This window comes from Actinomyces johnsonii, assembly GCF_006546835.1.
GTDB classification, from domain to species: domain Bacteria; phylum Actinomycetota; class Actinomycetes; order Actinomycetales; family Actinomycetaceae; genus Actinomyces; species Actinomyces johnsonii.
Genome location: NZ_VICB01000023.1, coordinates 82172 through 92415 on the forward strand (window position 1 = coordinate 82172; position 10244 = coordinate 92415).

Genomic DNA, 10244 nt, shown 5'->3' on the forward strand with positions numbered 1-10244 from the left:
TACGATTGGTGCTGATCGGCGGAACTGCGCGGATTCGTGCGGATCTCTGGATGTCTGACATGTTGTGGTCGTCGACTGGTGTGACGCTTATACGACTTTTGTATGCGGTGATGGCGATCCGGTGCGTACCCTGGAACAGAAACTGACCGCATGGACTGTTAACTGGAGAAACATCTTGCCGCAGCATGATCGGATGAGGCGTCGGAACTTTCTGATGGGCGGTCTCGCCTTGGTTGCCTCGAGCACGCTTTTACCTGAGGCAATGCAGCTCACGGCCCATGCCTCTCCCGTCTTCCCAGCAGCGCCGGCCGCCGGTCCTCCCTCGGCGCCGTCAGAGGTGCTGTCAGATATGCAGGACCCGCGTGCCTGGGTCCACTCCTCCGAGGCCGGGTCCATACGGCCGGACACCTCCACCCACTCCCACGGGACCCAGTCGCTGGAAGTCACCACCACCGGTGACCCCGATCGCCCCACCAGCGCCGACCTGGCACTCTCGGGCACCGACATGACCGACTGCCAGTGGGATCTGTGGCTCCGCGTCGAGGACTACCGACAGGTCGCGAGCATCCTGCTCGAGCTCGGCGGGGAAGGCGAGGACTGTCTGCGCCTGGACGTTGCTCCCGACATGCGAACGCTGCGCACCAGTACCTGGTGCCGGGTGACCGTCAACCGGGCCGCCGAGCGCGCCGTCGTCGGTCGCCCCCAGTTAGATCGGGTGACCAGGGTGCGCCTGAAGGTTGTCCCCGCCTCCGACTCGGCACCGAGCCGGCTGTGGCTCGGCTACCTGGCGACCCTACCCTCGGCCGACAGCGGTATCGTCTCCATCTCCTTCGACGACGGCTACGACAGCGACTACGACACGGCCCGGGGCATCATGCAGGGGTACGGCATCCCCGCGGCAACCTCCTATGTCATCGCCGACAAGGTCGGGCTGCCGGGCCGTATGAGCGCCGACCAGCTCGCTGAGATGCGAGAGGTTCACGGCTGGGACATCGCCGCCCACGCCTCCACCGACCTCACCACGCTCGACGAGGCCAGGATGCGCAAGGAGTTCGAGACGATCAGGTCCTTCCTCCTCGAGCACGGATACCCCGAGGGTGCTGCCCACTTCGCCCTGCCCATGGGGCGGTACAACGACCTCGTGCTGCGCACCTCCCAGAGCTACTTCGACTCGCTGCGCACCATCGACGTCGCCCCGGAGACCCTCGCGCCGGGGGATCCGTACCGGCTCCGCGTCTTCTACTGCGGCTCCTACACCACCGAGTCTCAGGTCGAGCGGGCCCTGGCTCGGTGTCAGGAGCACCGCTGCTGGACCCATATGGTCTTCCACCGCGTTGACAAGGATCCTGACGACGCTCCCGAGTCGGTGAAGGCGGCCAGCTTCAAGCGGTTCATGAAGCAGGTGGCGGACTCCGGCCTGCCCGTCAAGACGGTTCCGGAGGTCATGCGCAGTCAGTCGTTCGCCCCTGCCCCGGACTGAGGCACCGCCGCTCCCGCTCCGAGTAAGTCCTTCGACATGGAAAGACTGACGCTTGTCCTGGTCATTCGGATTCTTCGTCACGCTCGTCTGCCTTCTCATCCTTCTGGCCTGCGGGGCGGTCAAGGCGTTGTTCAAGCGCGGGATGCGGCTCAGGGCGGTACGGGGCCGCGGCAAAGGCTGCGGCGGGGTGGTCACTGTGCGCGCTCCGGTGACGACCACGGATGAAGCTCAGCGATCGGCCGATGCGACCGGGCTGCCCCGGGCGCTCACAGGGGCCAGCGGGCCCCTGCCAGCCATCCTGGTAGTCCTCGGCGTGGTGGGGTGGTTGTGCTGGCGCGTGCTGGTGAGCCGTCACCATGTTCTGGATACGTGGGTCGTATGGACCTTCGATGTCCTCTTCGTGATCGTCGCCGTGCAGCTGGTGCTGGTCGGCTTCGAAGGGCGCATGATCGGTGGCGGCGAGGTGTATCGAGTCGCCGTGCTCGTTCCGCTCTACAACGAGGATCCTGACGTCGTGATTCAGATGCTCTCCGCCCTGTTGAATCAGAGCTCTCCGCCGGCCGAGATCCACGTCGTCGACGACGGCTCCACCCAGGGTGCCTATCTGGAAGAGCGGGACTGGTTCATCCGTCAGGCGGCGGTGGCCCGCATCTACGCCACATGGCAACGGACTCCCAATGAGGGCAAGCGTCATGCTCAGATCCATGGTTTCAGGAAGATTCGCGACGCCGACCTGTTCGTGACCGTCGACTCCGACTCCATGCTCGACGCCGAGGCCCTCCATGAGATCGTCCAGCCCTTCAGCGATTCGCGGGTCATGTCGGTCGCAGGCGTCATCCTGGCGATCAACAACCGGGAGAATCTGCTGGCACGTGTGACCGACGTGATCTTCGTTGGACAGCAGCTCGTCGACCGCTCCTTCATGTCGAAGCTCGGCTCGGTGATGGTCAACTCCGGTGGCTTGGCCGCCTACCGGTGCTCCATCCTGGCTGAGAACATCGATACCTACATGAAGGAGAACTTCCTGGGGCGGCATGTGGAGTTCTCGGACGACTCTATGCTGACCCTCTTCGCGCTGCTGCACGGCAGGACCGTCCAGCAGCCCTCGGCCTTCGCCTTCGCATGGATGCCCGACCGGTGGAGCCACCATTACCGGCAACAGGAGCGTTGGTTCCGCGGCTCCTTCATTCGCGGGCTCTGGCGTATCCGCTTCCTGCCGGTTCTCTCCTGGGGGTGGTGGCGGCAGGCAACCGGTTGGATGCAGATCTGGCTGGTGATCTCGGTCTTCGTCTACCTAGTGCTCTGGCGTCCGCTTGTCGTCGGTCACGGCATTCCCCCGACGGTGCTGCTGGTGCCTCTTGCGATCGGGCTGGCGCAGGGGTCGCGGTACATCACCGTGTGGCGCTCGGACACCACCGTCTCCGAGAGATGCGCCAGCCTCATCCTGTCTCCGGTGGCGACGCTCTGGTCCGCGCTGATCCTGCGCCCTCTGCGGGTCTGGGGGATGATCACCAGCGGCAAAATGGGGTGGAACACTCGTCAGCAGGTCGAGGTCACTTCGCAGTGAGTCGACCGGCGGCCTCGCGATCAGGAAGTCTCCCTGTCCGGCGCGCCGGCTATGGAGGCCTGGCGATAGAAGTCCGCGAGGTGGTGGGTGCCCGTCGTCGGGGCCACGCAGTCGCGCATCATGTTCCAGGACATGAACTGGGCGATGTCGGCCAGGCGCGGGCTGAACAGCGCCGTCAGCCTCAGCGCCGGTGGCAGCATCCAGGTGGGCACCGCGGCGATGCGTGGTCGTGTGCCGACGGCGCGGAACGCCAGCTGGGCCACCTGTCGCCAGGTGAGCACATCCGGCCCGCCGATGTCCCACGTGCCGGAAGCCCCCTTCTCCATTCGGTCAACGACGTAGGCCGCCAGGTCCGCCCCGTGGATCGGGTTGATCCGCGCTGTCGGGCTCAGCGCCGTCACCAAGCCGCGCCTGGCCATCGCCAGCACCTCCATCATGTCGGAGAAGTAGGCCGGCGGATTGATGATCTGAGAACTGATCTCTGCCACCGAGAGTGTCTGCGCGAATGCCGACTTCGCTCGTGTCAGCCGGGCGGGGCAGCGATCGCCGCCCAGGGTATTGATGTAGGTGAAGGATTCGGCGTGCTTCAGCGCCGAGTTCAGGATCGCCAGGTTGGCGAGGTTGTCGATCTGCCACGGGTCGGCCTTCTGGCGGGTCACCCCCAGAGCCGAGACAACATGCTCGACGTCGGCTGCGAGTTCCCGGGTGAAGCGAGGATCGGTGACGCTCCCGAGAGCCCACTCGTCCACCAGGCCGTCCAATGACGGCGAGCCCCAGGGCCCCTCCCTGCAGGCGCGATCCCGGTCCCGCGCCACGGCCCGAACGAGGTGCCCGCGGCTGTGAAGTTCGGCGACCACGTACCGGCCGAGGTACCCGGTCGCCCCGGCGACAAGAACGCTCGCCATCTCGCATTCCTCCTGAACCTCGTTGTGGCAGTGAACGGTGGGTAACAGTCATGGTAGTCATTTGTGGACAACACTGTCCACAAACACGGGGTGCTGTCGGTTCCTGCGGCAGTGGTCAGGCGGGGAAGGGATGCTATGGCGCCCCGAACAGGCGTGTCAGGAGGGTGTGCACCAGCTCGCGAGCATCTGCACCCTTGCCGGCCTGCGAGGCCAACCACCGATCGAGTGTGACGGCAACGTTCCACACCAGCTCGACATACAAGTCCTCGGGAATGTCCAAGTCGAGTACGCCCTGCTCGCGACCCGTGTGCACGATCTGCTGGCACCAGGCCCGGGCGGACCTCTCGAAATCGGCGCTTGAGGCGCTCGGTGGGGCATCCCGCATGTGGAAGAGCGTCGCGATCGTTGCTGTGTCCTCGTCGCCTCCGGCCGCCGCCAGCTCATCGAAGAAGGTGAAGATCTCGGGCCAGAAGGACTCAGTGGTCAGCGCCGCAGGATTGGGTGGGCTCACTCGCTCGGCGAGCAGGGTCAGTCCGTCGGAGAATGCCGCGTCGAAGAGTGTCGCCTTGTCGGTGAAGAAGTAGTAGAAGGAGCTGCGAGGGAACTCCGCGGCGGAGAGGATGTCGCTCAATGCAGTGCCGTTGTATCCGTGGAGCGCAAACATCGTGCGCGCCGTCCGCATCAAGCGGCGACGTCGGGGCGGATCGATCGGCTTGCGCGGCCTGGCCATCTCTCACCTCGCAGGTTGCTGGCGGCTCGTCCTTGCGCCGTCAGGGTACTCGCCCGGGCGGTCGTCAGTCCTGCCACTGCCCATTGCCGGCGGGTAGGCCGACGGCGGCCAGCAGTCCCGGAAAGCGTTGCTCGATGACGTTGTCGCGCCGGGTGATGCGTCGGTGCTTGCCCTCGCGCTCGGTATGCATGAGCCCCGACTCGCGCAACACCCGGAAGTGGTGCGACATCGTGGACTTGACGACGTCGTAGCTCAGGTCCCCGCAGTACAGGGCGCCCTCATCGGCGATCCGGCGCAGGACGTCGCGGCGGATGGGATCTGACAGGGCGCCCAGGATCGCGTCCAGGGAGATGTCGCCCGCCTCAGGGTGGAAGAGCTCCCTGTCCTTCACGGTTCGTCCCCGCCTCTCTGTCTCAGTCCTCGCCTCGGCGTCGTGCGGACGAAGTTGACAAAGGAAAGCGTCTCGTACAATTCTTAGTACGTCAAACATCGAACTAAGGAGGTTTGAGATGACTGAAGAGGCTAGTGGCTCATCGCGCGTGTCCGTGGATGACGAGAGGGCGTCGTCGAAAGGTGGTCGCGTCTCGATCATGGGCTGGCTGTCCTTCTTCACCATGTTCGTCATCGGGACCGACACCTTCCTTGTCGCGCCCCTGCTGCCCCTGCTCCAGCGCGAGCTCGACGTCCCGCTGTCCCAGGCCGGCTGGCTGGTGTCCGCCTACGCCCTGGGGTACGCGTTGTTCGCCCTTGTAGCCGGTCCTGTCTCGGACCGCCATGACCGACGTCGGGTCATCCTCCATGGACTGGCGGCTTTCGCCGTCTTCACCTGCGCCTGCGGCCTGGCCTGGAGCTTCTGGAGCATGGTCGCCGCCCGGTTCCTGGCCGGCGTGAGCGCAGCCTTCGTCAGCTCCCAGATCTGGGCCTCCATCCCGGTGACGGTGCCCCGGCCATCCATCATCAAGGTCATGGGCTACGCGACTGCGGGACTGGCGGTTGCACAGGTGGCCGGCGTACCGGTCGGCTCATACCTGTCAGTCAGAGGGTGGCAGCTGCCGTTCTTCGTGGTCGCGGCGGTCAGTGTCGTCCTGTGGGGACTCCTCTTCCTCTCATTCCCCCATGTGCGGCCGGTGGGGGAGCCTGCTGACGTCGTCGGCTCCTACCGAAGGGTTCTCGGCTCTCGGGTGCTGCGGTGGTCGCTCCTCGCCTACCTCGTGTTCCAGACCGGCAACTATGCCTCGTTCTCCTTCATCGGCTCCTGGCTGGCCAAGGACTTCGGCGCCTCGCAGACCACTATCGGGAAGGCCATGATGCTGATCGGCCTGGGAACCGCGCTGGGATCGCTGCTCGGCCCACGGCTCGTAGCAAGGGTCGGTGAGCAGCGGTCACTGTGGGCCGGCATCCTCGCTCAGGGTGCCTTCTACCTCCTGGCCGCTGCTATGGCCGTCATCATGCCCACCATGTGGGGCGCCGTCGTCGCCTTCGCCGCGGCCCTGGTCGTAGCCGGTTTCCTCCTGCCCGTCCTCATGGGGCAGCTTCAGGCTCACGCCGGCCAGGCCCGGGGAACCGTCTCCTCGCTGTCCAATACCGCGATGTACCTGGGTGCCACGATCGCCGGCGCCATCGGCGGCGGGCTCCTGACCCGCGTCCCCGGTTTTTGGGGGCCCAGCGTCGTCACTGTCGCAGCCTTCCTCCTGGCCGTCGCTATCTACAGGGGTGCCGGCGCCCTGACCTCCGAGTGAGCCGGCCGTTGCGTGTCGCGCTCCTTAACTTCGACCGAAACTTCATAGAAGACACGGTTCCGGGTCGTCTATGAAGTTTTGGTTGTTGTGGAGTGGGGGAGGGTGAGAGGGAGGGCTGATTTGTCCTGCATTGAATAGACCGTTAACAATCGTTATTGGACAAAGTGCTACTCTCCCACCGGAATCATCCCGACATCGAGAGATCTCACCATGTCCACAACATCCTCAACCGGCTCCGCTGCGGCGGAACCGTCCAGCTCAGGGGCCAGTCCGGTCAAGGAGCTGACAATTCGCGGCATCGTCATCGGCGGCGTCATCACGCTCGTCTTCACCGCGGCGAACGTCTACCTCGGCCTCAAGGTGGGTCTGACCTTCGCCACCTCCATCCCGGCCGCCGTCATCTCCATGGCGATCCTGCGTCGCTTCTCCGATCACACGATCCAGGAGAACAACATCGTCCAGACGATCGCCTCGGCGGCCGGGACGCTGTCCGCCATTATCTTCGTCCTGCCTGGACTCATCATCGTGGGCTGGTGGACCGGCTTCCCCTACCTTCAGACGGTCCTCGTCATCATCCTGGGCGGCATCCTTGGCGTCACCTACTCGATCCCGTTGCGGCGCGCGCTCGTGACCAGCTCCGACCTGCCCTACCCCGAGGGCGTAGCCGGCGCCGAGGTCCTCCGCGTGGGCGACACCAGCGAGGGCGCCGAGGAGTCCGGGCGTGGGCTGGGCGTCATCGTGCGCGGCTCCATCGCCTCCGCCGCCCTCTACTTCCTCAACGCCCTCAAGGCCATCAGCGTCGATATCTCCGGGGTCTTCCGGGTCGGCGCCGGTGCCACCATGATGAGCACCTCCCTGTCCCTGGCCCTGGCCGGTGTGGGCCACCTGGTCGGCATCGGTGTCGGCATCGCCATGATCGTCGGCCTACTCATCTCCTACGGCGTGCTGCTTCCGGTGCGCACCTGGGGCGGTGCCGCCTCCGCCCCGGACCTCGCGGACTTCGTGAGCACCACCTTCGCCAGTGAGGTGCGCATCGTGGGCGCCGGGGCCATCGCCATTGCCGCCATCTGGACCTTCCTGAAGATCCTGGGCCCCATCGTCTCCGGCATCCGCGAATCCCTGGCCTCCAGTGCCAAGCGCGACGCTGGCGAGGAGATCCCCCTGACTGAGCGCGACCTGTCGATGAAGACGGTCATCGGTGTCACCGTCGGCTCCATGCTGCCCATCGGTGTGCTCCTGTGGCTCTTCCTGCACGGGACCCCCATGGCCCACCACACGGTCGGACTCATCATCGCCTCCATCCTGTTCATTCTGCTGACCGGCCTGGTCGTCGCCTCGGTCTGCGGCTACATGGCCGGCCTCATCGGCTCTTCCAACTCGCCGATCTCCGGCGTCGGCATCCTCGTGGCCGTCTCCGCGGCGGCGCTCGTGCGCACCATCGCCAGTAGCTCCTCGTCCAACGACGTTCGCACCCTGGTGGCTTACACCCTGTTCGTCACCGCCGTTGTCTTCGGCGTGGCCACCATCTCCAACGACAACCTCCAGGACCTCAAGACTGGCCAGCTCGTCGACTCCACCCCGTGGAAGCAGCAGGTGGCCCTCGTCATTGGTGTCGTCTTCGGCGCCATCGTCATCCCGCCGGTCCTCAGCCTCATGCAGGGGGCCTTCGGCTTCGCCGGCGCCCCGGGCGCCGGTGCCGACGCTCTGGCCGCGCCCCAGGCGAACCTCATCAAGCACCTCGTTCAGGGCGTCCTCGGCGGCGACCTCAACTGGAGCCTACTGGGGCTGGGCGCCCTCATTGGCGCCGTCATCATCGCCATCGACGAGATCCTGCGGCGCAACAGCAAGTACTTCCTGCCGCCGCTCGCCGTCGGCATGGGCATGTACCTGCCCACCAGTGTCACCGTCATGATCCCGATCGGTGCTGCTTTGGGACACCTCTACGACCGCTGGGCTCAGCGCACCGCCAACCCCGAGCGGGCCAAGCGCATGGGCACGCTCATGGCCACCGGCCTCATCGTCGGTGAGAGCCTCGCCGGCGTCATCTATGCCGGTATCGTCGTGGCCTTCGGTGGCAAGGAGGACCCGCTGGCCATCATGCCCGAGGGTTTCGCCGGTGTCGCCCCCTGGGTAGGCGTAGTGCTGTTCGTCGCCACCCTGTGGTACCTCTACCGGGGCGCCCGCCAGGAGAGCACTCGCGATTGAGGCTGCCGGATTCCTCCGGAAACGACGTCGATCTTTCTCCGACCGTCCTCGCGACCGCCGTCCCTGCACTAGGCTGGGCGGCGGCCGCGAGGACGCGTAGTACCAGGAGGACCTCATGACTTCGACAGCACCGACAACATCAGTGGCATGCGGGATCGACATCGGCGGGTCAGGCGTCAAGAGCGCCCTGGTCGACCTGACCACGGGCACGTTCATCGGCGAACGCGTCCGCATCGACACCCCCGAGGAGGCCACGCCTGAGGCAATCGCGGGGGTGTGCCGCCAGCTCCTCGAACAGCTTCAGGTGGGCGACGACGTCCCGGTCGGCGTGGCCCTGCCCGCTCCGATCGTCCACGGTACCGTCCCGTTCATGGCCAACCTCGACAAGTCCTGGACGGGCGTCAACCTCACCGAGCTCATGCGCGAGCACCTGGGTCGACCGGTCACCGGCCTCAACGACGCCGACGCCGCGGGCCTGGCCGAGGTTGCCTTCGGCGCCGCCAAAGACGTGCCCGGAACCATCATCGTCACCACCCTGGGCACCGGGATCGGCTCGGCCGTCATCGTCGACGGGACCCTGGTCCCCAATACCGAGCTCGGGCACCTGGAGATCGACGGGTACGACGCTGAGAGCCAGGCCTCCGCCGGCCAGCGCACCGCCCAGGACCTGTCCTGGAAGAAATGGGCCAAACGTCTCCAGCGCTACTACGCCCACGTGGAGATGCTCTTCTCCCCGGACCTGTTCGTCGTCGGCGGCGGAGTCTCCCGCAAACACGAGAAGTACCTGCCGCTGCTCGATCTCAAGACCCCGATCGTCCCGGCCCAGCTGCTCAACACCGCCGGCATCGTCGGGGCCGCCTATCAGGCCTCCCGCACACGCACCTCCTGAGCGCCCGCGTGAGTCGGTGCCGCGTGGGGCGGCGTCGGCTGTGCTGTCGAAGGGGAGGCTGAGAGTTTGATGTATGTCGAGCCGACGATCATCAAGTACCACCTGACAGGGCTCCTGCAGAAGACCGGATCCCGGGATCGTCTCCAGGCGGTGTTATGGGCGATCCGCACAGGCATGGTGCATCCGTAAGCTCGGATAAGAATCGAGAGCGGACTCAGACGAGACCGAGACGGGGTGGACCGGCGCGCTATAGCGCGGGAAACCGGCCAGAGTAGACGGACGCGTAAGCTGTGACGTAGGTCATTGTAAAACTATTTGACAGCGTGCGTCATCGTCTGGCTATAGTACTCCTCGCTGCCGACGCAACCGGACGGTTCGACGGCGGCTCCGGATGGCTGAAACGTCAGGTCGACGGGCGCAAGCTCATCGATGCGATAAAAGCAGATAAAGTTCAGAGATCAGGGTCACGCGATCCGAATTTGAATCTGGAACGCCGATCTGCTTATCATAATCCGGTCGCCTTCGAGAGGCAAGCAGGGAATATTCCTTGTGGATATCTCGCTGGGTGTGTTGTTTGAGAACTCGATAGTGTGTCATGTTTTTTATGCCATTTGGTTCTGGGGGGCTGCGTGTTTGTGTGGTTTCTTGGGGCTGTTTGTTTTTGGTTTGCCTGGCTCTGGGTTTTGCTTGGGGTTGGGTTGGGCTATGTGGTCTGGTTTTCTGGGCTTT

Annotated in this window: 9 protein-coding genes; 5 read left to right on the forward strand and 4 right to left on the reverse strand. The window is 65.2% G+C overall.

Translation table 11 applies throughout. The features are described from left to right. Positions 1 to 193 precede the first annotated feature (193 nt). Both FK256_RS12805 and FK256_RS12810 read left to right on the forward strand, forming a co-directional pair. Positions 194 to 1480, forward strand: coding sequence for a polysaccharide deacetylase family protein (locus FK256_RS12805; RefSeq protein ID WP_141425007.1), 1287 nt, complete (start codon positions 194 to 196; stop codon positions 1478 to 1480). A gap of 52 nt (positions 1481 to 1532) precedes the next feature. Next, positions 1533 to 3047, forward strand: coding sequence for a glycosyltransferase family 2 protein (locus FK256_RS12810; protein WP_141425008.1), 1515 nt, complete (start codon positions 1533 to 1535; stop codon positions 3045 to 3047). A gap of 20 nt (positions 3048 to 3067) precedes the next feature. Here FK256_RS12810 and FK256_RS12815 read toward each other — a convergent pair whose 3' ends face one another. The 3 genes from FK256_RS12815 to FK256_RS12825 all read right to left on the reverse strand — a co-directional run bounded on the left by FK256_RS12815 (position 3068) and on the right by FK256_RS12825 (position 5073). After that, positions 3068 to 3952: an SDR family oxidoreductase gene (locus tag FK256_RS12815; protein WP_141425009.1), complete on the reverse strand. Its 885-nt coding sequence runs from the start codon at positions 3950 to 3952 to the stop codon at positions 3068 to 3070. A gap of 133 nt (positions 3953 to 4085) precedes the next feature. After that, positions 4086 to 4682 carry a TetR/AcrR family transcriptional regulator gene (locus FK256_RS12820; RefSeq protein WP_141425010.1) on the reverse strand — a complete coding sequence of 199 codons (597 nt, stop codon included), beginning with the start codon at positions 4680 to 4682 and terminating at the stop codon, positions 4086 to 4088. Between the two features lie 64 nt (positions 4683 to 4746). Beyond that, complete coding sequence (locus FK256_RS12825; RefSeq protein WP_141425011.1) at positions 4747 to 5073, reverse strand: ArsR/SmtB family transcription factor; 327 nt, start codon at positions 5071 to 5073, stop codon at positions 4747 to 4749. A gap of 118 nt (positions 5074 to 5191) precedes the next feature. Between FK256_RS12825 and FK256_RS12830 the strand changes: the two genes are divergently transcribed. The 3 genes from FK256_RS12830 to ppgK all read left to right on the forward strand — a co-directional run bounded on the left by FK256_RS12830 (position 5192) and on the right by ppgK (position 9515). Beyond that, positions 5192 to 6421, forward strand: a complete 1230-nt coding sequence (locus FK256_RS12830) for an MFS transporter (RefSeq protein WP_141425012.1) — start codon at positions 5192 to 5194, stop codon at positions 6419 to 6421. 210 nt (positions 6422 to 6631) lie between these two features. Beyond that, the gene (locus FK256_RS12835; protein WP_021607244.1) at positions 6632 to 8626 is read left to right on the forward strand and encodes an OPT family oligopeptide transporter; all 1995 of its coding nucleotides are present in this window, start codon (positions 6632 to 6634) and stop codon (positions 8624 to 8626) included. Positions 8627 to 8741: 115 nt separating this feature from the next. Beyond that, the gene (gene ppgK / locus FK256_RS12840; protein WP_039894666.1) at positions 8742 to 9515 is read left to right on the forward strand and encodes a polyphosphate--glucose phosphotransferase; all 774 of its coding nucleotides are present in this window, start codon (positions 8742 to 8744) and stop codon (positions 9513 to 9515) included. A gap of 423 nt (positions 9516 to 9938) precedes the next feature. Here the strand turns inward: ppgK and FK256_RS14460 are convergent. Further along, positions 9939 to 10244: hypothetical protein (locus FK256_RS14460; RefSeq protein ID WP_211343576.1), on the reverse strand; the 306-nt coding region annotated here is incomplete at its 5' end.

What these genes read in the sequence shown, in the direction of transcription:
- FK256_RS12805 (WP_141425007.1), top strand. Translation starts at nt 194, where the DNA reads ATGAGGCGTCGGAACTTTCTGATGGGCGGTCTCGCCTTGGTTGCCTCG.
- FK256_RS12815 (WP_141425009.1), bottom strand. Translation starts at nt 3,952, where the DNA reads ATGGCGAGCGTTCTTGTCGCCGGGGCGACCGGGTACCTCGGCCGGTAC.
- FK256_RS12820 (WP_141425010.1), bottom strand. Translation starts at nt 4,682, where the DNA reads ATGGCCAGGCCGCGCAAGCCGATCGATCCGCCCCGACGTCGCCGCTTG.
- FK256_RS12830 (WP_141425012.1), top strand. Translation starts at nt 5,192, where the DNA reads ATGACTGAAGAGGCTAGTGGCTCATCGCGCGTGTCCGTGGATGACGAG.
- FK256_RS12835 (WP_021607244.1), top strand. Translation starts at nt 6,632, where the DNA reads ATGTCCACAACATCCTCAACCGGCTCCGCTGCGGCGGAACCGTCCAGC.
- ppgK (WP_039894666.1), top strand. Translation starts at nt 8,742, where the DNA reads ATGACTTCGACAGCACCGACAACATCAGTGGCATGCGGGATCGACATC.